Origin of the sequence: Streptomyces sp. NPDC016309 (assembly GCF_043077235.1) — a bacterium.
GTDB lineage: Bacteria > Actinomycetota > Actinomycetes > Streptomycetales > Streptomycetaceae > Streptomyces.
On the sequence record NZ_JBIBSG010000003.1, the window covers coordinates 493,080 to 511,937 of the forward strand.

18 protein-coding genes are annotated in these 18,858 nt (G+C 74.4%); 10 read left to right on the plus strand and 8 right to left on the minus strand.

The window, feature by feature from the left end; all coding sequences use genetic code 11:
* Positions 1–122: 122 nt before the first annotated feature.
* The 3 genes from ACF068_RS10045 (at position 123) to ACF068_RS10055 (ending at position 2,067) form a co-directional block, all read left to right on the plus strand.
* Positions 123–572: an SRPBCC family protein gene (locus ACF068_RS10045; protein ID WP_392273697.1), complete on the plus strand. Its 450-nt coding sequence runs from the start codon at positions 123–125 to the stop codon at positions 570–572.
* Positions 573–860: 288 nt separating this feature from the next.
* Positions 861–1,268, plus strand: a complete 408-nt coding sequence (locus ACF068_RS10050) for a DUF6153 family protein (RefSeq protein WP_392273698.1) — start codon at positions 861–863, stop codon at positions 1,266–1,268.
* 106 nt (positions 1,269–1,374) lie between these two features.
* A complete protein-coding gene (locus ACF068_RS10055; protein WP_392273699.1) occupies positions 1,375–2,067 on the plus strand; it encodes a DUF305 domain-containing protein in 693 nt (230 codons plus the stop codon).
* Between the two features lie 33 nt (positions 2,068–2,100).
* Here the strand turns inward: ACF068_RS10055 and ACF068_RS10060 are convergent, their stop codons facing one another.
* Complete coding sequence (locus ACF068_RS10060) at positions 2,101–3,189, minus strand: ABC transporter permease (RefSeq protein ID WP_392273700.1); 1,089 nt, start codon at positions 3,187–3,189, stop codon at positions 2,101–2,103.
* Positions 3,190–3,326: 137 nt separating this feature from the next.
* Here ACF068_RS10060 and ACF068_RS10065 point away from each other — a divergent pair, with 137 nt between their 5' ends.
* The 3 genes from ACF068_RS10065 to ACF068_RS10075 all read left to right on the plus strand — a co-directional run bounded on the left by ACF068_RS10065 (position 3,327) and on the right by ACF068_RS10075 (position 6,042).
* A complete protein-coding gene (locus tag ACF068_RS10065) occupies positions 3,327–3,677 on the plus strand; it encodes a lipid asymmetry maintenance protein MlaB (RefSeq protein WP_392273701.1) in 351 nt (116 codons plus the stop codon).
* The gene (locus ACF068_RS10070) at positions 3,674–4,612 is read left to right on the plus strand and encodes an anti-sigma factor RsbA family regulatory protein (RefSeq protein WP_392273702.1); all 939 of its coding nucleotides are present in this window, start codon (positions 3,674–3,676) and stop codon (positions 4,610–4,612) included. The genes ACF068_RS10065 and ACF068_RS10070 overlap by 4 nt, the downstream gene beginning before the upstream one ends.
* Positions 4,613–4,863: 251 nt before the next feature.
* A complete protein-coding gene (locus ACF068_RS10075; RefSeq protein ID WP_392273703.1) occupies positions 4,864–6,042 on the plus strand; it encodes an alpha/beta hydrolase family protein in 1,179 nt (392 codons plus the stop codon).
* 18 nt (positions 6,043–6,060) lie between these two features.
* Here ACF068_RS10075 and ACF068_RS10080 read toward each other — a convergent pair whose 3' ends face one another.
* Positions 6,061–7,029, minus strand: coding sequence for a DUF6777 domain-containing protein (locus ACF068_RS10080; protein ID WP_392273704.1), 969 nt, complete (start codon positions 7,027–7,029; stop codon positions 6,061–6,063).
* A gap of 368 nt (positions 7,030–7,397) precedes the next feature.
* On the opposite strand from ACF068_RS10080, the gene ACF068_RS10085 reads away from it, so the two are divergent.
* Complete coding sequence (locus ACF068_RS10085) at positions 7,398–8,633, plus strand: streptophobe family protein (protein ID WP_392273705.1); 1,236 nt, start codon at positions 7,398–7,400, stop codon at positions 8,631–8,633.
* A gap of 9 nt (positions 8,634–8,642) precedes the next feature.
* Here the strand turns inward: ACF068_RS10085 and ACF068_RS10090 are convergent, their stop codons facing one another.
* The 5 genes from ACF068_RS10090 to ACF068_RS10110 form a co-directional block, all read right to left on the minus strand.
* On the minus strand, positions 8,643–9,596 hold the full coding sequence (locus tag ACF068_RS10090) for a serine/threonine-protein kinase (protein WP_392273706.1): 954 nt from the start codon (positions 9,594–9,596) through the stop codon (positions 8,643–8,645).
* Positions 9,596–10,693, minus strand: coding sequence for a hypothetical protein (locus ACF068_RS10095; protein WP_392273707.1), 1,098 nt, complete (start codon positions 10,691–10,693; stop codon positions 9,596–9,598). Before ACF068_RS10095 ends, ACF068_RS10090 begins: the two co-directional genes overlap by 1 nt.
* Positions 10,694–10,703: 10 nt before the next feature.
* Positions 10,704–13,187, minus strand: coding sequence for an FHA domain-containing protein (locus ACF068_RS10100; protein ID WP_392273708.1), 2,484 nt, complete (start codon positions 13,185–13,187; stop codon positions 10,704–10,706).
* 126 nt (positions 13,188–13,313) lie between these two features.
* Positions 13,314–14,246 (minus strand): zinc-dependent metalloprotease family protein, encoded by a 933-nt coding sequence (locus ACF068_RS10105; RefSeq protein WP_392273709.1) that lies wholly within the window; start codon positions 14,244–14,246, stop codon positions 13,314–13,316.
* 164 nt (positions 14,247–14,410) lie between these two features.
* Positions 14,411–14,977, minus strand: a complete 567-nt coding sequence (locus ACF068_RS10110; RefSeq protein WP_392273710.1) for a TetR/AcrR family transcriptional regulator — start codon at positions 14,975–14,977, stop codon at positions 14,411–14,413.
* A 101-nt stretch (positions 14,978–15,078) separates the two neighbouring features.
* Here ACF068_RS10110 and ACF068_RS10115 point away from each other — a divergent pair, with 101 nt between their 5' ends.
* The 3 genes from ACF068_RS10115 to ACF068_RS10125 all read left to right on the plus strand — a co-directional run bounded on the left by ACF068_RS10115 (position 15,079) and on the right by ACF068_RS10125 (position 17,707).
* Positions 15,079–15,492, plus strand: coding sequence for a DUF1348 family protein (locus tag ACF068_RS10115; protein ID WP_392273711.1), 414 nt, complete (start codon positions 15,079–15,081; stop codon positions 15,490–15,492).
* Positions 15,493–15,590: 98 nt separating this feature from the next.
* Positions 15,591–16,478 carry an SDR family oxidoreductase gene (locus tag ACF068_RS10120; RefSeq protein WP_392273712.1) on the plus strand — a complete coding sequence of 296 codons (888 nt, stop codon included), beginning with the start codon at positions 15,591–15,593 and terminating at the stop codon, positions 16,476–16,478.
* A complete protein-coding gene (locus tag ACF068_RS10125; RefSeq protein ID WP_392273713.1) occupies positions 16,475–17,707 on the plus strand; it encodes an aromatic acid exporter family protein in 1,233 nt (410 codons plus the stop codon). The genes ACF068_RS10120 and ACF068_RS10125 overlap by 4 nt, the downstream gene beginning before the upstream one ends.
* Positions 17,708–17,789: 82 nt before the next feature.
* Here ACF068_RS10125 and ACF068_RS10130 read toward each other — a convergent pair whose 3' ends face one another.
* Positions 17,790–18,809: a YihY/virulence factor BrkB family protein gene (locus ACF068_RS10130; RefSeq protein ID WP_392273714.1), complete on the minus strand. Its 1,020-nt coding sequence runs from the start codon at positions 18,807–18,809 to the stop codon at positions 17,790–17,792.
* Positions 18,810–18,858 lie beyond the last annotated feature (49 nt).

Genomic DNA, 18,858 nt, shown 5'->3' on the forward strand with positions numbered 1-18,858 from the left:
TGTGCCGAAAACGGGGTCATGATCGCGGAGGGAGGGGGCACACGAGGGCCCGAGGGAACCGATGCGGTCGACACCCGGCGTACGGCCGGGGCTGTCGGGTCCCGGGAAGGACGCAACAGCACATGTCGCAGGTCGAGGAATCCATCGAGGTCCGCGTGCCGGTGCGCACCGCCTACAACCAGTGGACCCAGTTCGAGAGCTTCCCGGAGTTCATGGAGGGCGTGGAGCGGATCGAGCAGCGCACCGACACCCTCACCCACTGGGTGACCCAGGTGAACGGCGCCGCGCGCGAGTTCGACGCCACCATCACCGAGCAGATCCCGGACGAGCGGGTCGCCTGGACCACCGTCGGCGGCGAGGCGCGGCAGGCTGGTGTGGTGACGTTCCACCGCATCGACGAGACCACCACGAAGGTCATGCTCCAGATGGACTTCGAGCCCGACGGCTTCACCGAGACCGTCGGCGACAAGCTGGGCTTCGTCAAGCGGCAGGTCACCGGAGACCTCAAGCGGTTCAAGTCCTTCATCGAGTCGCGCGGCGCGGAGACCGGTGGGTGGCGGGGCCAGGTCTGACGCCCCCGCGCCCGTGGCGCCGGGCCGGACGGGTGACACGGCACCGTGTCCCGGTCGTGTCCGCCCGGGCGGACCGGACCGCGCTGGCAGGGTGGGCACCGTTAACTCCAAGCGCTCCGCCACAGGGGTTGCTGGGCCAGGCCCCCGGACGGGTGACCGTCCGGGGGCCTCGGCTTGTCCACCGGCGCCTTTCCGCCGTCGAGTCTTCCCGCTGCTTGCCTTCGCGGCTCGTCCACCGGTGGCTCCTCCGTCACGGCGGGATCCGGTCCGCCCCCTACGATGGGGCTCATGAGCTCCCGTCAGCCGCGCGTCCCGGCCCGCCCCCGGGCGTACCGCACGGCGCTGCTGGTCCTGGCGGTGCTCGCCGGGGTGCTCGCCATGCACGGACTGGCCCCCGGCACCGCAGCCCATGCCCGGGCCCATGCCCATGGCCAGGCCCATGCCCACGGCGCCGCCCATGTGAGGGGCGACGCCTGCGCGCACCTGGACGAGGGCGGCGGCGGCTCCGGACACGCCGCGCACGCGGACTCCACGTGCGCGGCCGGTGGTGTCCCCACCGCGCCCGGCCAGGCGCCCCTGCTCACGGGCGGCGCCGAGCGGGACGCCGACGACCGCCTCCGCGCCCGGCCCGGTGCCGCGACGGCGACCGACCGCGCTCCGCCGGACCTGGCCCGGCTGCAACTCCTCCGCATATAGGGACGCCCCGCGCGGCGCACCGCCCGCCCACCGAGGGCGTCGGCGCCGTGCCGCGCACACGTCCCACCAGAGCGCATGCCTGTGCACACGAGGAGTGGCACCACCCATGACCGCACGAAAGACCGCACGACGTCTCTTCCCCGGCCCTTTCCCCCGGCGCGCGCGCGGCGCCGCCGTCACCACCACCGCCGTCGCGGCCTGCGCCCTGCTGCTGGCCGGCTGCGGCGGCACCGGCGCCGGAACCTCCCCGGGCCACACCGGGCACGGCGACGGGCCCGCCGCCGCCTCGGCCTCGGCCTCCGCCTCCGCCGAGCGGGGCGGTCACAACGCGGCGGACGTCGCCTTCGCGCGGGGCATGGTCCCGCACCACCGGCAGGCCGTCGACATGGCCGGCATGGCCGCGAGCCGGGCCTCCGCCCAGGAGGTACGGGACCTCGCGGCGGCGATCAGGAAGGCCCAGGACCCCGAGATCCGGACGCTGTCCGGGTGGCTCGCCTCCTGGGGCGAGCCGGTGCCCGCCGCCGACGCCTCCGGCCACGCGGGCCACTCCGGTCACGGTGACGGAGCGGCCGGGATGATGACCCCGCAGCAGATGGACCGGCTGGCCAGGTCCTCCGGCAAGGCCTTCGACACCGCCTTCCTGGAACTGATGGTCGAGCACCACCGGGGCGCGGTGGCGATGGCGCGGACCGAGCGGGCCCAGGGCTCCCACCCGCCCGCCAAGGCCCTGGCCGGCGAGATCATCGCCTCGCAGTCCGCCGAGATCACCGAGATGAACCGGCTGCGCGGCCGGGGCTGATCGGCGCACCGGCCCCGGCGCCCGCGCCGCCGCTCAGGCGGCCGCGTGCGCCGGGGTCCGGTCGCGGCCGCCCGGATGGCGGTGCCGCCAGAACCAGAAGACGCCACTGGACACCAGCGCCCACGCACCCAGTACCGCGAACGGGAACAGGTGCTGGTGGCCGCTGAAGTACACGGCCGTGTGCTGGGCGTTCACGGACGCCCCGGGCGGCAGCCACCGCCCGATGTGACCGAGGACGGACGGCAGCAGCGGCCACGACACGGCGCCGCCCGACGACGGGTTGCCCAGCAGCACCATGAGCCCCCAGGTCGGCAGCATCGCCCACCGCCCGATCAGGGTGTTGAACATGGTGAACACCATTCCGGACGCGAACATGGTCAAAGCGAGGATCAGCCACGACTCCCCGAACGGCAGGTCGAGGGCGCCCAGCAGCCAGTCGACCGTCGCGGCGATGGCGAAACCGCCGAGCAGCGCGTACACCACCGTGAAGGCGATCCGCTCGGCCGGGTCGAGCGCCCGGGCGTGCACGCTGAGCTGGATCGCCCCCACGAAGCCGATGATCACCGCGGCGAGCGAGATGTAGAACAGCGCCAGCCCGCGCGGGTCGCCCTTCTGGAGCGGCTTGACGTCCCGCACGGCCACCGGCACGCCCGTCGCCCTGCCCACCGCCACGCCCGCCTCCGCCAGTAGCTGCGCCACCGACGCCCCCGATGCCCCCACCACGTCCAGCCGGACGCCGGAGCGGCCGGGGAGGACGGTGAGGACGGCGAAGACCTCCTGCTCGTCGACCGCGCGCCGCGCCTCCGCCTCGCCCGCGTACCGGCGCAGCTCCAGCGACGCGTCGAGCGCCCGCTCCATGCCGTCGACGAAGCGCTGCCCCTGCGCCGTGCCCATGGCCCCGACGACCGCCGTCGGGATGTGACGCGGTGTCGGGTTCGCCATGGTGTACGTGTACGAGCCGGCGAACAGCGCCGCCGCCGCGGCCAGGATCAGCACCAGCACGGAGGCCGGCAGGAAGGGCGACCTCTTGAACGCCGCCCAGGTGTCGGCCCGGGTCGGGGGACGGCCGTGGACCCCGTGCGAAGGGCCCCCGGCCGTCTTGGCATCATGTGAATCGGACATGGCGTCAGGCTAGAGCGAACATAACGGACGAAACGTGGGAACGCGCTCGGGTCCAAGGGGCTCCACCCGGAACCGGCTTCGCGTACGGCCGCGGCAGAGGTACGGTCGGGGGGCCGGACGGAGATCACGGAGGGACCATGGCGGTGCTGCACACCGAGGACGGTTCCGCGTCCGGTCGCCCATGGCGCCCCCTGGTGTGGGACGAGTGCGGACAGGGAGGCTGCGTCCACGTGTCCGGACAGGTCTTCCTCGACACGCTCACGGACTGGGAGCGGATCCTCGGCGGCCTGCTCCAGCGCGAGGGCGACATCCGCATGGACCTGTCGGGTCTCACGTTCGTCGACGTAGCGGGTGCGACATCGCTCGCACGCGCCGCGCAGGGCCTGCCCGTGGGACGGCGGATCGTGGTCCGCAAGCCGCCGGCCTCGCTACGGCGTGTGCTGGACCTTTTCTGGCCGGAACACCCGGCGATCGAGGTGGTGGAATGAACGACGTGGCGCTGACGGCCGAGCCGTTCACCCATCCCGCCCTGTTCTACGCGGACGAGGCCGGCTACCTGGCGGGCACCGTGCCGTTCGTCCTGGCGGGACTCGCCGCCGGGGACCCGGTCGCGGTGGCCGTACCCGGTGAGAACCTCGCCCTGCTGCGCAAGGTGCTCGGCGGCGACGCCGACCGCGTGCGCATGCTCGACATGGAGCAGGCGGGACGCAACCCCGGGCGGATCATCCCGCGCGTGCTGCGCGGATTCGCCGACGCCCACCCCGGCCGTCGCGCCCGCATCATCGGAGAACCGATCTGGCAGGGCCGCAGCGCCGACGAGTACCCGGCCTGCGCCCAGCACGAGGCGCTGATCAACCACGCCTTCACCGGGCGCGAGGTCACCATCCTGTGCCCGTACGACACCTCCGCGCTCGACCCGGTGGTCCTCGCCGACGCCCGGGCCACCCACCCGGTGCTGGTCGAGGACGGCATCGAGCGGGCCAGCGACGCGTACGCGCCCGACCGCGTCGTGGCCGGCTACAACCTGCCCCTGGCCCGGCCGGCCGGCGTCGACGACCTGGTCTACGACGCCGATCTGCTGCCCGACGCGCGGGGCTTCGCCCTGGACCGCGCGGACCGGCTCGGCCTGCCCGGCGACCGGCACGACGACGTGGCCCTGGCCGTGTCCGAGCTGACCACCAACAGCGTCATCCACGGCGGCGGCACCGGAACGCTGCGGGTGTGGGCCGAGGGCGGCCACGTGGTGTTCGAGGTCCAGGACCGGGGCACGCTCGCCGACCCCCTCGCCGGCCGCCGCCCGGCCGCGCCGGGTCAGATCGGCGGCCGGGGGCTGCTGTTGGTCAACTACCTCGCGGACCTGGTGCGCGTCCACACGACGGACGGCGGGACCACCATCCGCTGCTACTTCCGCCTCCACGCCTGACGCCCCCCGGCGGGCGTCGCCTTGTCGCCCCGGTGCGCCCGTTGTGGGCATGCGTTCCGCCGGGGCGGAACGGGTGGGCACAACGGAACCGGGGCGGCGCCCTCTCCCGTGCCCCCCGGGCGGTGCGCCCGGGGCGGCCCAGGTCGTACGCCGAGCGGATCGTGGGGCGCGGGACCGTACCTCTCAGGTCGTACCCGGTCGCGACCCCGGGCGGACGTAGGCCGCACCACCGCCCCCATAGCGTTCCGTCCATGAAGACGTTACGCATACCGCGCCTCGCGGCACTCGCCGCCCTCGCCGTCGCTCTCCTCGCCCCCGCCGCACACGCACGGACCGGGACCGCGGCCGCCGTGCAGGAGGAGGTGCCGGGCATCGTGCTGCCGGCGCCGGGCGGACCGGCGCCGGTGGGCCGGTCCGCGCTTCACCTGGTCGACCCGTCCCGGCAGGACCTGTGGATGCCCGAGCGGCCGCGCGAGCTCATGGCCGACCTGTTCTACCCGGCGCGGACCGGCGCCGGCGCCCCGGCCCCGTACGCCGACCCGCGTGAGGCCCGGCTGCTGGTCGAGGCGGCGGGAGGGAAGGACGGCACCGCCGCGGCGCGGCTGGGCGCCACCCGCACCCATGCCGTCGCGGGCGCCCGGCCCGGGCGTGGCCGCCATCCGCTGGTGCTGCTGTCGCCCGGGTTCGGCGCCCCGCGCTTCACCCTGACCACCCTCGCCGAGGACCTCGCCGGCAAGGGGTACGTCGTCGCCCTGGTGGACCACGCCTACGAGTCGTCGGGGACGGTGTTCCCGGGCGGGCGGGTCCTCACGTGTGTGGCCTGCGAGAAGGCGCAGACGGCGGAGGACATGCGGAAGGCCACCGTCAACCGCGCCCAGGACCTGTCGTTCCTTCTCGACCGGCTGACCGGGCCGCGCCCGGCCTGGCGGCACGCGTCGCTGATCGACCGGCACCGGATCGGTGCCGCCGGCCATTCGCTGGGCGGTGCCGCGGCGGCCTCGGTGATGGCGCGGGACGACCGCGTGATCGCCGGCGTCAACATGGACGGGGCGTTCGGCGACCCCGTCCCCGCGTCCGGACTCGGGAAGCGGCCGTTCCTGATGCTCGGCACCGACGACGCGGTGCACCGGCCGGGCGGCGAGGACGCCACCTGGGGGGACGCGTGGCGCAACCTGGACGGCTGGAAGCGCTGGCTGGCGGTGGCGGGCACCCACCACTTCACCTTCTCGGACATGCCCGTGGTGTTCGACCAGCTCGACCTGCCGTACCCGGGGACGCGGCCGACGATCCCCGCCGGACGGGCCGTCGACATCACGCGCGCCTACACGGCGGCCTTCTTCGACCTCCACCTCGGTCACCGGCACCAGCCGCTCCTGGACGGGCCGACAGCGCGCTTCCCGGAGGTGCGCTTCCACGCGCCCGGGCAGTGAGCCCGGGCGCGCGGTGGGTCAGCCCGCCGGGGAGACCGGGGGCGAGCCGGAGTCGGGCGACTGCTGCTCGGCGGTCGTCTCGCCCGAGGGCGGCTCCGTCGTCGTTCCGGTGTCCGGCGGCGGCGGCGGAGTCACGGGGCTCACCGGCGACTCGGGGCTCTGCGGCGCGGGGGAGGAGGGCGGCTCGGGCTTGGGCGAGGACGGGGGCGGGGAGGTCGCCGTCCTGGTGGGGCTGGCCGTCGGCGCCTTGGTCTCCTTGTCGCGGTCGGCGTTGGAGTCGCCCCCGCGCCGGGCGATGTACTCGCCGGTGTCGATGTCGACGATCACGAAGACCTTGATCACCTGCGGGGCCGGCTTGACGACCACCGTGTTCGACAGGCTGTAGCCCGGCCAGGGGGTGCCGACGGGGCGCGGGGCCTGCCGGGGGACGACCGGGTCGCCGAGCGGGTTGCCGCACGCGCACCGCACGCGCGGCGCCCCGTGGTCGTCCACCATCACGGCCGTTCCCGCCTGGAGGACGGCCTGGTACGCCCTCGCGGCCCCGTCCCGGTAGCCGTGGTTGGTGACCCAGGTGTCCGCGCGCAGCCGCAGCGGGGTCAGCGACCGCAGGTAGTCGGGCACGGTGGAGGGCTGGATGCGCAGCGCCGAGGCGAAGGCCCGGTTCTTGGCCGGCTCCTTCGACAGGTACTCGATCTGGCGCTCGACGTCGCAGCTCGCGACGTTCTTGGTGCCGCCGTACAGGCCGCGCTGCGAACCCTGGTACTGCCGGACGGCGTTGTCGCCGGCCGGCGGCGCGGTGGTGGGCACCTGGACGCTGGGGGAGGCCGCATCGGCCGGCTCGCGGGCCGTGGAGTCGGTGAACGGGTCCGGGCCGCTGGCCGCGGCGTTCTGGAGGGAGATCGTGCCGCCCCCGCCGGCGGTCGTCCCGCCCTCCTTCTTCTTGTCACCGCCGCCGTCGGGGCGGGTCAGGACGACGGCCACCACCACGGCCGCGACGATCGCGGCCGTGGCGATCGCGATCCGGGGGGCCGACCGCCACCACGGCCGGTCACCGCCGCCCCCCGGGGCGCCCGCGGAGCTGCTGCCCCCGGGGCCGCCGGTACCACCGCCACCGCCCCCGGGGGAGGAGGGGGGCGGCGGGCCCTGGGGATGCGAGGAGGGTCCCGAGACGGGTCCCCGGGGAGGGCCGGTCGGACGCTCGGAGGGCGGTTGGGAAGTCACGTTTTTCCCTTTCTTCCGTTCCGCGCCCATTGTGAGTCCGACAGGGGTGCCGACCGCAAGCGGACCGCGTCCGCCCGGTGGCACACGGTCGCCGTCCGCAGGCGCGCCCGCCCTTGCCCGCCTACCGTGGCAGCGTGAACCCCACCTTGCGTCCCTGGGGCGACGCCCTGGTCACCGTCCTCGCCGCGCTGGTCGCCATGGCCGTGGTGGCCGCCCTGGGCCTGTGGGCGGCGGGCGCCACCGACCTGCCGGGCGGCGCCTTCCCGCACGTCGTCGCTGCCGTCGTCCTCATCGCCGCCGGCGGCGACGTGGGCGTCTCCGGCCAGGCGGGTGAGCTCGCCGGAACCCAGGCCGAACTCACCCTCATGCCGCTGTCCGTCGCCCTCACCGGAGCACTGGTGGCCGGCTACTGCTTCCTGCGGCCGCTGCGGCACCGCGCCGTCACCGGCACCGGCGAGCTCCTCGCCCGGGTCGCCCGGACGGCCGTCCTGTGGCTGGCCGCACTCGCCGCGCTGACCGCACTGGCCCGGCACACCTTCACCCTCGCGCAGCCCGGCTCGCCCGTCGACGTCATCGGCGGGCTGCTGGACGCGACGCCCACCGTCGGCTTCAGCGCCGATGTGGGGCTGACGCTCCTGTTCGGCCTGGTCTGGCTGCTCGGCGTCCTCCTGATCGCCCTGCTCGTCTCCCGCCGGGCCCCGCTCCCCGCCCGGCTGCTGCGGTACCAGGCACCAGTACGGCCGGCCGCCTCCGCCATGCTGCTCCTGCTGCTGGCCTACGTCGTCATCGGCCTGGTCACCGGCCTGATCGTGGCGGCCACGCGGGGGCACGCCGCCCAGACGTTCGCCGTGATCCTGCTGGGCCTGCCCAACGTGGTCTGGCTCGCCCTGGGGCTGGGCATCGGAGCCTCCTGGGAAGGCCGGGTGGAGGGACCCTTCGGGCTGCCCATGCCCCACGTCCTGGACCAGGCGCTGCGCGGCTCCGAGGACACCACCCTGAACGTCGCCGCCCTCGCCCAGCACGACGGACGGGCCTGGCTGCTCATCCCCCTCGCCGCCGTGCTGCTGCTGGCCGCCGCCTTCGTGGCGGCGGTGCGCTCACCGGCCGGCACCAGGCTGTGGCAGCACGCCCTCCACCTGGGCATCGCCTTCGCGTTGACCATGCTCGTGATCACTCCGCTCACCCGGGTGGTCGCCCGGCTGGGCCTGTCGGTGCTGGGCATCGTGGAGGTCGACGACCTGGGCGGCCGGGTGGCGCTGCACCCGCACGTGTGGCTGGCCGCCGGTCTCGCCCTTCTGTGGGGCCTGGTCGCCGGACTGCTCGGCGGTCTGCTGGCCTCGCGTGTACGCCGCCGGGGCGAGACGGCCTGACCCGCACGCTCACAGCTCGCGGAACACCGGCAGGGCCCAGGCGGGCAGGGCGGGCGGCGGCCGCACGGTGCCGTCGTCGCCCGCCAGCGCCGCCCGCAGCTCGGCCACGAACTGGAGACAGGTCTCGTACCGCTCGTCCGGCGTCTTGGCCAGCGCCTTCCCCAGCACGGCGTCCACCGCGGCCGGCAGCCCCCGCCGCTCACCGGTCAGGGGCGGCGCGGGATCGTACTGGTGGGCCCAGAGCAGTGCCATGTCGTCGTCGCGCCGGAACGGCGGCACTCCCGCCAGCGTCTCGAACACCACGCAGCCCAGGCTGTACACATCGCACCGGCCGTCCACCGGACGCCCCGAGATCTGCTCGGGCGCCACGTAGTCGAGGGTGCCGACGAACTGACCCACGCTGGTGAACCCGGTCAGGGACAGGGACTTCTTCGTCAGACCGAAGTCCGTGAGGTACGCGTGCTCGGGGTGCTCGCTGTCGGTGCCCGGCGCCACCAGGATGTTGCCGGGCTTGACGTCCCGGTGCACCAGGTCGTGCGCGTGCGCCGCGTCCAGCGCCGACGCCACCTGCGCGGCGATCCGGCCCGCCTTGTCGGGCGGCAGCGGTCCCTCCCGGTCCAGCAGCGCCCGGAGGTCCTGCCCCGCCACGTACCGCATGGCGATGTAGAGCACGCCCTCGGCCTCCCCGGCCTCGAACACCGGCACGATGTGCGGGTGGTCGATTGCGGCGGCCACCCGGGACTCGTGCGCGAACCGCTTGCGGAACGTGTCGTTGCGGGCCAGCTCCGGGGCGAGGAGCTTCAGCGCCACCGAGCGGTCCAGCCGCAGGTCCCGGGCCCGGTACACCACGGCCATCCCGCCGCGCCCGATCTCGTCCTCCACCCGGTAGTCCGCGATCTGCTTGCCGACCAGCCCCGACGGCCGGCCGCCGGGCAGGTCCTCGCGGGTGACGCGGTCCGCCATCAGCCGTCACCCGTCCGGTCCGGCGGACCGTCCGGGTCCTCGTCCTCGCCCCCCGCGTCCCCGAGATCCACCAGCCGGGTCGGCTCGTGACCCGCGTCGGGCACCGGCGCGTGCTCCACCACCCGGGTCGGCTCGGCGCCCGTGTCGGGCGGCGGCGGGTGCTCGACCATCCGGGTCGGCTCGTGGCCCGTGTCGGGCGGCGGGTGCTCCACCATCCGGGTCGGCTCGTGGCCCGTGTCGGGCGGCGGCGGGTGCTCGACCACCCGGGTGGGTTCGGGGCCCGTGTCGGGCGGCGGCGGGTGCTCGGCCACCCGGGTGGGTTCGGGGCCCGTGTCGGGCGGCGGCGGGTGCTCGACGACCCGGGTCGGCTCGTACCCCGGCGGTCCGGGGGGCTCCCCGGCCGTCGCGGGGGCCGGTTGCGGGGTCGGGACGACGGCCGTCTCCGCGGCGGGCAGGACGGCCGTCTCGGCGGCCGGCGGGGCGGATGGGGCGGCGGGCCCCGCGCCGGCGGGGGGCGGTGGCCCCGCGCCGGCCGGGGGTGGCGGCTCCGCACCGGCGTCCGCACCGGTGCCCGCGGTCGACGGGCCCGACGAGGCGGCGTACGTGACGAGCCGCGCCCCGTCGCAGTACAGCCACCGCTCCCGCCGCGCGTCGTACATCCACAGCGCCTCGCCGTCCACGACCAGGCCGATCCGCAGCCCCTGGGTCCTGCGCCGGAACACCTCGCCGTCCACGCGCCCCGCCGCCAGGTCCTCGGCGGCCAGCCGGTAGCGGCTCACCGCCTCCTCGGCGCGGGCGAGCAGCGGCCGCGGATCGGCGGCCCGGCCCATCGGCTGCCCCGCGGCCGGGGGCTCCGGCGGTACGGACACGAGCAGCCGTCCGTCGACCCACGCCGACCACCCGTTGGAACACAGCACCCGTCCCCAGTCGCCGATCCGCTCCAGCAGTTGCACGGGCAGGAACGGGTCCAGCGGTACCGTGGGGCGGCCCGGGTCCGGCGCGTCCCAGGCGGGCAGCCCCTCGGCGGGCACGACATGGCTCGGCCGGAAATCGTCGTCCGGGGAACGGGAGGCTCCCGGGGAGCCGGGGAAGACCATCAGCCGCTGCCTACTTTCGCATGATCACCGGTTCGTGCCGGCGCAGCATTCTCGCCACCAGGAACCCCAGCAGCAGGGACAGCACCACCAGCATCCCCATGTCGAGCAGCCATGTCGCCGCCGTGTGGTCGAACAGCGGGTCCGCGGTCTTGTCGGTCGGTGACAGCCTCTGGATGTCGACCGTGGCGCCCATGGCCCCGAAGGCCCAGCGGGACGGGATGAGCCACGCGAGCTGCTCCAGGACCAGAGCCCCGTGGATCTTCAGCAGGCCGCCGCAGAACACCACCTGGACGATCGCGAGGAGCACCAGGAGCGGCATGGTGACCTCCTCCTTGCGCACCACGGCGGACACGAACAGGCCGAGCATCATCGCCGTGAACGACAGCAGCGCCACGGCCAGGGTGATCTCCACCAGCGGCGGCATCAGCACGCCCTTGCCACCCGGCGCGTTCAGTGGGACGCCGACCAGCGCGACCAGCGTGAGGACGACGGCCTGCACGACCGTGATCACACCGAGCACCACGACCTTGGACATCAGGTACGCCGATCTGGACAGGCCGACGGCTCTCTCCCGGCGGTAGATGGTCCGCTCCTTCACCAGCTCCCGCACCGCGTTGGCGGCGCCGGTCAGCACTCCGCCGACGCACAGGATGAGCAGCACGTTCATCGTCGACTCACGGCCGAACTTGCCCTCCGAGAGGGCCCGGGCCATCGCGCCCATCACGAACGGCAGCGCGATCATGATGGCGATGAAGGTGCGGTCGGCGCTGAGCGCGGCCGTGTACCGCCGCACGAGCGTCCGGAGCTGGGCGCCCCAGCTCTGTGCCTTCGGCGGTGGCACGGGCGGCAGGGCGGCCACCTCGCCGTCGGGCGGCGCGGGCCGCTCCATGACGCCCGCGATGTACTGGTGGTGCAGCCGGGACGCGCGGTAGTCCCCCGCCCAGTCACGGCTCCGGTCGTTCTCGAAGGCCTCGAACGCCTCGGGCCACTCGGTGAAGCCGAAGAAGCCCAGCGACTCCTCGGGCGGCCCGTAGTAGGCGATCCGTCCGCCCGGTGCGAGGACCAGCAGCCGGTCGCAGACCTCCAGGCTGAGCACGCTGTGGGTGACCACGATGACCGTACGGCCGTCGTCGGCGAGCCCGCGCAGCATGTTCATCACCGACCGGTCCATGCCCGGGTCGAGACCGGAGGTCGGCTCGTCCAGGAACAGCAGGGACGGCTTCGTGAGCAGCTCCAGGGCCACGCTGACCCGCTTGCGCTGCCCGCCGGACAGACTGTGGATCGGCTGGTCGACGCGCTGCTGGAGGCCCAGCTCCTCGATCACCTCGTCCACCCGGGCCTGCCGCTCGGAGCGGGCGGTGTCCTCGGGGAAGCGCAGCTCCGCCGCGTACGACAGGGCGCGGCGCACGGTGAGCTGGAGGTGCAGGATGTCGTCCTGCGGTACGAGGCCGATGCGGCGGCGCAGCTCCGCGTAGTCCCGGTAGAGGTCACGGCCGTCGTAGAGCACCGTGCCCCGGTCGGCGGGGCGCAGCCCGGTCAGCGCGTTGAGCAGGGTCGACTTGCCGGAACCACTGGGGCCGACGACGCCGAGCAGGCACTTCTCGCCCACCGGGAAGGACACGTCGTCGATGAGGGTCTTGCGGCCCTTGTCCACCATGACCGCCAGGTCCTGGACGTCCAGCGACACCTCACCGGTGTCGGTGAACTCCACCAGTTGGGTGCCGACGAGGCAGAACGCCGAGTGTCCGATGCCCACGATGTCGTCGGGCGTCACCCGGGCGCGTCCGACCGGCTGGCCGTTGAGGAACGTGCCGTTGTGACTGTCCAGGTCCTGGATCCAGTACGTGCCGTCCGGCTGGGCCAGCAGCTCGGCGTGCCGCCGGGAGACGGTCAGGTCGTCGACGACCAGGTCGTTGTCGGGGGCACGTCCGATGCGCACGGTCCGGGTGGGCAGCGGCCGTACGGAGGTCGGCTGCCGGAACGTCCCGGTGGCACCGGGCAGCGACACCGAGGACGGCCGGGGCACGTGCGGCGGGTGGGCCGCGGGTGGCACGTGCGACCCGGACGGTGCGTGCGACGCCGGCGGTGCGTGGGACCCGGGTGGGGCGTGCGACGCCGGCGGTGCGTGCGACCAGGACGGTGCCGGGGCGGGCCGCTCGGGCGGCCCCGGTGGTTCGGGCGCCGACAGCAGGGCGCACGGCCCGTCGGCCGGATGCCCGAAGTGCAGGACGCTCCCCGGCCCGATGGTCCAGGCCTGGACGCGCGTGCCTTCGGCGAAGGTTCCGTTCGTACTGCCCTCGTCCTGAACGGTCCACCGTCCCCCCTCGGGACGCAACACCGCGTGGTGCCAGGAGATCCGGGCGTCGGCGAGCACGATGTCGCTCGCCGGATCACGCCCGATGCGGTACTCCCGGCTCGGACTCATCACGGTGGAGTCCCCGTCGATGTCGAGGACCAGCTCGGGCGCTGTGGGCACATATGGCCGCTCTCCCATAGGGCAATTTTATCTTTCCGGGCCGATATGTGCCTGGGGAGTCCGGAATTACGGACTTCCAGGGCCCCCGGACGCCCCGGGGGAGCCCTCTCCGGCGCGTCATCGGTGGTGACGGGCGGGCCCCGGTCACCGGCCGGGGCGGCGGCGGTAGTCGGCCACGATGCGGACGACAGCGTTGAAGGCGCGGACGCTGTCGGCGGGCCGTGGCCGGCCCAGCGGACTGCCCAGCGCTTCGCCGCGGTGGGTCTGGCGGGGGTTGGAGAAGCGGTTGATGCGCCGGCAGGGGCCGCCCGTCGCCCGGCGGCAACTCGACTCGTACGCCTCCAGCGTCGACCATCTGCCCGAGGGCGGGAAGTAGCCGCGGGCGCTGTTCGCCCCGCGGGGCGCGGTCACGTAATCGTGCATGGCGCCCAGGTTGTGGGCGATCTCGTGGGCGAGCGAGTGGTGGGCGAGGGCCCGCTGGGCGACGAGGCTGTACCCGTGGGCGCTGGTCCGGGACGTCACCCGGCGCGGCCGGTTGGCGAGCCCGGCGGCGCCCTCGCTGCCCGTCACCACCGTGACCAGATCGGCCCCCACCCGGTCGCGGAGGCGGGGCAGGTCGTCGGCGACCCCGTCACCACGCCGGGCGACGGCCTTCAACAGGGCGTCACCGGAGCGGTCCAGCCGGCCGGGTACCCGGGCGCGGACGATGCCGGTGAGCCGGAGGCGGGCGTGGACGGCGCTCGCGGCGAACGCCTGGGAGGTGGAGGTGACCGCCTGCCGGATCCTCGCCCGGAGGGTGCGCTCCCCGCCCGCCTCGCCGGCCGCGCGGGGAGTGAACCCGGCCAGGATGTCGATGGTGACGACCCGCCGGCCGAGATGGGGGCGGGGCACTCGTGTGCAGTGACGTTTCTTCTCCGTGGCCGGACGGCAGCCGCCCGCCTCTGTGCGCGGGTGCGCCGGGGCGGCGGCGGCCAGGAGGGAGAGCGCGGACGACCGTTCCGGCGCGGGTGCGCAGCCGGTCGTGCTCAGCACGAGGGCCAGTGCGGCGGCACCCAGTGAGGAAGGGGCAAGGCGCATCTCCATCCTTTCGCAGATCGGATTCCCCAGGGGGTTCCTTGCGAGAAGGCCGGCGCCCCATGCGTGGGGTGACGCCGATTCACCGGTTCGGCGGTGCGGGTCGGGCGGGTCGGGCGGGTCGGGCGGGTCGGGCGGGTGCGGGCCCGCCCGGCGGTCGGGGCCCGTCAGGCGCGGGCCGCCGTCGCGTCCAGCAGCAGGGCCGCCGCATCGCGGGCCTCGGCCGCGGGGGCGGACGTGCCGCCGAGGGCGGCGGCGGTCATGGCGCCCTCCGCCAGCAGCGTCACCTGGGCGCCGGTCGCGGCCGGGGAGCCCGCCCGGGTCACCAGGCCGGTGACGTACCGCCGGAACTCCTCCTTGTGCCGGCGCGCCGCCCCGGCCACCTCCGGCGACGTGGCGCCCAGCTCCCCGAAGGAGTTGACGAACGCGCAGCCGCGGAAGCCGGGTTCGGTGAACCAGTCGCGCAACCAGTCGAAGACCGCCAGCACCCGTTCGCGCGGCGGGCCGTCCACGGCGTCCACGTGGGCGGCCAGCCGGGCGCGCCAGCGGGCGTCGCGCCGCAGCAGGTAGGCCTCGACCAGCGCGCCCTTGGAGGGGTAGAGCTGGTACAGGCGCCGCAGAGTGACCCCGGATGCGGCGCGCACGGCGTCCATGCCGACGGCCTGCACGCCCCGCCCGTAGAACAGCTCCTCGGCCGCGTCGAGGACCCGGGCCCTGGCCTCCTCGGTGCCCATGTCGCCACTCCCTTGCGCCCCTTGCGTGAGAACCGTCGTTCTCGTACCGTACACGACCGGGTGAGAACGATCGTTCTCGCCCGGTCCGAGAGGAGAGCGCCATGCGTCCACCCCTGCCCCCGTTCACCGAGGAGACGGCCCGACTGAAGGTGCGTCTGGCCGAGGAGGCGTGGAACACCCGCGATCCGGAGAAGGTCGCCCTCGCCTACACCGAGGACTCCGAGTGGCGCAATCGCGACGTGTTCCTCCGCGGCCGGGACGAGATCGTCGCCTTCCTCACCGCCAAGTGGCGGCGCGAGCACGGCTACCGGCTCCGCAAGGACCTGTGGGCCTTCACCGGCCATCGCATCGCCGTGCGGTTCGCGTACGAGTACCACGACGACGCCGGGCAGTGGTTCCGCGCGTACGGCAACGAGAACTGGGAGTTCGACGAGCACGGGCTGATGCGCGAGCGCTGGGCGAGCATCAACGACGTGCCCATCACCGCCGCCGAACGGCGCATCGCCGTACCCTGACGCCCGGTGCCGCCTGATTCGCGGCGAATGGTTCGGTCCATGAGTCTGGGGAACGCGAGTAGTCCATCCCCCCTGACAGAGGACCAGAAAGGCGGACCATGACAGACCCCCGCGAACCCCAGGACCCGGTCACGCGCCACCCGCGGCCGGACTTCCCGGACCAGGACCAGCCCCACCCGGGACTGACCGCCCCGATGGACCCGCCGCCGGACCACGGCGAGGAGTCCTACCGGGGCACCGGCCTGCTGCGGGACCGCGTCGCGATCGTCACCGGCGGCGACTCCGGCATCGGGCGCGCGGTGAGCCTGGCGTACGCGCGCGAAGGCGCCGACGTCGTCCTCACCCACCTCCCGGAGGAGGAGGACGAGGCGCGGGAGACGGCCCGGCTCGTCGAGGAGGCCGGCCGCAAGGCCATCGCGCTGGCCGCCGACAACCGGGACGAGGAACAGTGCGGTGCCCTGGTCCGGCGCGTCGCCGACGAGTTCGGCCGGATCGACGTCCTGGTGAACAACGCCGCTTACCAGATGGCACAGCCGGACGGCATCGAGGCGATCACGACCGAGCAGTTCGACCGGGTGATGAAGACCAACCTGTACGGCATGTTCTGGCTCACCCGGGCGGCGCTCCCGCACATCCCCAAGGGCGGCTCGGTCATCAACACGACCTCCGTGCAGGCGTACAAACCCAGCCCGCCGCTGCTCGACTACGCCATGACCAAGGGCGCCATCGTCACCTTCACCCAGGGGCTGGCGCAGATGCTCGCCCCGCGCGGCATCCGGGTGAACGCGGTCGCCCCCGGGCCGGTGTGGACGCCGCTCATCCCGGCCACCATGCCCGACACGTCCGAGTTCGGCAAGCAGTCGCCGCTGGGGCGCCCCGCACAGCCCGCCGAGATGGCACCCGCGTACGTCTTCCTCGCCTCGTCCGGCGCGAGTTACATCACCGGGGAGATCGTCAACGCCACCGGCGGCACCCCGCTCCCGTGAGCCCGGCCGCACGCGCGCGTGACCTGTGGTACCGGGCCGGCTGGGAGGCCGCGGCGGTCGGCCGGTCCGTCCGCCGGGCCCTCACCGGCCCCGGTCCGGAGCGGGACCTGGCCGTGCAGGCCGTCAAGGCCGCCGGGGCCGCCATCCTCGCCTGGGCGGTCGCCGGCTGGTGGTGGCAGGCCCCGCTGGCGCTGATGGCCCCCTGGACGGCGGTCGCCCTCGTCCAGAGCACCGTCTACCGCTCCGTACGGACGGGCGTCCAGCAGGTCGTGCTCATCGCCGCCGGCACCGTCCTCGCCGCGGCCGCCGCAGGACTGACCGGCGACACCATGGCGGCGATGGCCCTCGTACTGCCCGTCACCGCGCTGCTCGGCAACTACTCCCGCTTCGAGGACCAGGGCGTGTACGCCTCCACCACGGCGCTGTTCGTCCTGGTCTACGGCTCGTACAGCGGGTTCGACATCCTGCACCGGCTGCTGGAGACGCTCCTCGGCGCGGTCATCGGCATCGCCGTCAACGCGCTCGTCCTGCCACCCGTCCACCTGCGGCACGCCCACGAGTCCCTGTGCCGGGTGCCGCGCGACGGCGCGGAACTGCTGCGGACGATGGCCGGTGAGATGGAGCGTGGTCACGCCCGCCACCAGGCGCAGGAGTGGCACAACCGGGCGCGGACGCTGCCGCAGCGGCTCGCGGACCTCCGCAACGCGCGGATGTGGACCCGGGAGAGCCTCCGGCTCAACCCGGCGGGGCGCATCCGCCGTCCGGGACCCGCACTGCCGTCCACGCAGTGGGACGCCGCCTGGGAGCGGATCGCCGACCATCTCACCGCGCTCACCCGGACCCTCGTGGAGGCGGCGGGCGAGAGCCCCCGGCTGCGGCCCCCGCCGGACACGGTCCTGGCGGAGGTCCCGCCGCTGCTGTACGCCCTCGCGGACGTGTGCGAGGCCGACAGCGCCGCCCTCCGCGCACCGGGAGGCGTCCGCGGCCCGGACGGCGCCCCCGGCCGGTGCGGAGACGGAGACGCCGGTGACGCCGGAGACGTCGGCGACGGCCGCGAGGAGGCCCTGGGGCGGGCCTGGGAGGCCCACCGGCGCCTGAAGGCGCGGCTGGTCGACCAGGACGGCGAGACCGCCACCTCGGTGGGCGGTCTGGTGGCGGAGCTCCAGCAGCTCCTGCACGACCTGGACGACGCCGGGGCCACCATGGCCCCGGCCGGAAACACCCGCTGAACACCCGGGGCGGTCCGGGGGGCACGCTCCGCGCGCCCCCCGGACCGCCCCCGCCCGCCCCCGTGGGAGCGGGCCGGCGCCCTCAGTGGGGACGGGAGTCGCCGCCGGTCCCCTCGGTCCCCTCGGTCTCCTCGCGGAGCTCCGCCGGCCACTTGCGGGTGTCACGCGGCTCCACGTACGGCTCCTCCGACTCCGGCATCCCGCTGCTGATCGCCCGCTGCCGGGCCAGCTCCGCGTCCAGCTCCAGCCCCAGCAGGATGGACAGGTTCGACAGCCACAGCCAGATCAGGAAGGTGATGACACCGGCCAGGGTCCCGTAGGTCTTGTTGTACGAGCCGAAGTTCGCCACGTACAGCGCGAAACCGCCCGAGGCGATCAGCCACAGCAGCACCGCCAGGACGCTGCCCGGGCTCAGCCAGCGGAAGCCCTGCCCGTGCACGTTCGGCGCCCGCCAGAACAGCAGCGCGATCATCACGATCACCAGGACGATCAGCACCGGCCACTTGGCGATGTTCCACACGGTGACCGCCTCGTCGCCCAGCCCGATCGCCTCTCCCGCGCGGGCCGCCAGCGGGCCGGTGAACACCACGATCATCGCGCTCACCGCGAGCAGCACCATCAGCACCAGCGTCAGCCCGACCCGCAGCGGGGTCAGCTTCCACACCGGGCGGCCCTCCGGGAGGTCGTACACGGCGTTGGCGGTGCGGATGAAGCCGCCCACGTACCCCGAGGCCGACCAGATCGCACCGAGCAGGCTGATGACCGCCACCACGCCGCTGGCCCCCGGGCTGTCCTGAAGCTGTTTGACGGCGTCGCCGAGGATGTCCCGCACCGGCCCCGGCGCCAGCTTCTGGAGGTTGTCCAGCACCGCGCGGGTCGCCGATTCGCCGATCACACCCAGGACCGACACCAGGACCAGCAGGGCGGGGAAGATCGACAGGACGCTGTAGTACGTCAGGGCCGCGGCCCGGTCGGGGAGCTCGTCGTCCATGAACTCCTTGCCGGTGCGCTTGAGGACCGCCCGCCAGGAGCCGGCCGACAGGTCGGTGGGTTCCTCCGGCGCCCCGGCGCCTCTTTCCTTGTCATCACCTGTGTGTGCCATACCGCCACGGGTTACCCGAGAGACCCGTCATAACCCGCCGCCCGGGCGC

What these genes read in the sequence shown, in the direction of transcription:
- ACF068_RS10130 (WP_392273714.1), bottom strand. Translation starts at nt 18,809, where the DNA reads ATGGCACACACAGGTGATGACAAGGAAAGAGGCGCCGGGGCGCCGGAG.
- ACF068_RS10075 (WP_392273703.1), top strand. Translation starts at nt 4,864, where the DNA reads ATGAAGACGTTACGCATACCGCGCCTCGCGGCACTCGCCGCCCTCGCC.
- ACF068_RS10070 (WP_392273702.1), top strand. Translation starts at nt 3,674, where the DNA reads ATGAACGACGTGGCGCTGACGGCCGAGCCGTTCACCCATCCCGCCCTG.
- ACF068_RS10050 (WP_392273698.1), top strand. Translation starts at nt 861, where the DNA reads ATGAGCTCCCGTCAGCCGCGCGTCCCGGCCCGCCCCCGGGCGTACCGC.
- ACF068_RS10100 (WP_392273708.1), bottom strand. Translation starts at nt 13,187, where the DNA reads ATGGGAGAGCGGCCATATGTGCCCACAGCGCCCGAGCTGGTCCTCGAC.
- ACF068_RS10110 (WP_392273710.1), bottom strand. Translation starts at nt 14,977, where the DNA reads ATGGGCACCGAGGAGGCCAGGGCCCGGGTCCTCGACGCGGCCGAGGAG.
- ACF068_RS10065 (WP_392273701.1), top strand. Translation starts at nt 3,327, where the DNA reads ATGGCGGTGCTGCACACCGAGGACGGTTCCGCGTCCGGTCGCCCATGG.
- ACF068_RS10090 (WP_392273706.1), bottom strand. Translation starts at nt 9,596, where the DNA reads ATGGCGGACCGCGTCACCCGCGAGGACCTGCCCGGCGGCCGGCCGTCG.
- ACF068_RS10095 (WP_392273707.1), bottom strand. Translation starts at nt 10,693, where the DNA reads ATGGTCTTCCCCGGCTCCCCGGGAGCCTCCCGTTCCCCGGACGACGAT.
- ACF068_RS10045 (WP_392273697.1), top strand. Translation starts at nt 123, where the DNA reads ATGTCGCAGGTCGAGGAATCCATCGAGGTCCGCGTGCCGGTGCGCACC.
- ACF068_RS10060 (WP_392273700.1), bottom strand. Translation starts at nt 3,189, where the DNA reads ATGTCCGATTCACATGATGCCAAGACGGCCGGGGGCCCTTCGCACGGG.
- ACF068_RS10120 (WP_392273712.1), top strand. Translation starts at nt 15,591, where the DNA reads ATGACAGACCCCCGCGAACCCCAGGACCCGGTCACGCGCCACCCGCGG.
- ACF068_RS10055 (WP_392273699.1), top strand. Translation starts at nt 1,375, where the DNA reads ATGACCGCACGAAAGACCGCACGACGTCTCTTCCCCGGCCCTTTCCCC.
- ACF068_RS10105 (WP_392273709.1), bottom strand. Translation starts at nt 14,246, where the DNA reads ATGCGCCTTGCCCCTTCCTCACTGGGTGCCGCCGCACTGGCCCTCGTG.
- ACF068_RS10115 (WP_392273711.1), top strand. Translation starts at nt 15,079, where the DNA reads ATGCGTCCACCCCTGCCCCCGTTCACCGAGGAGACGGCCCGACTGAAG.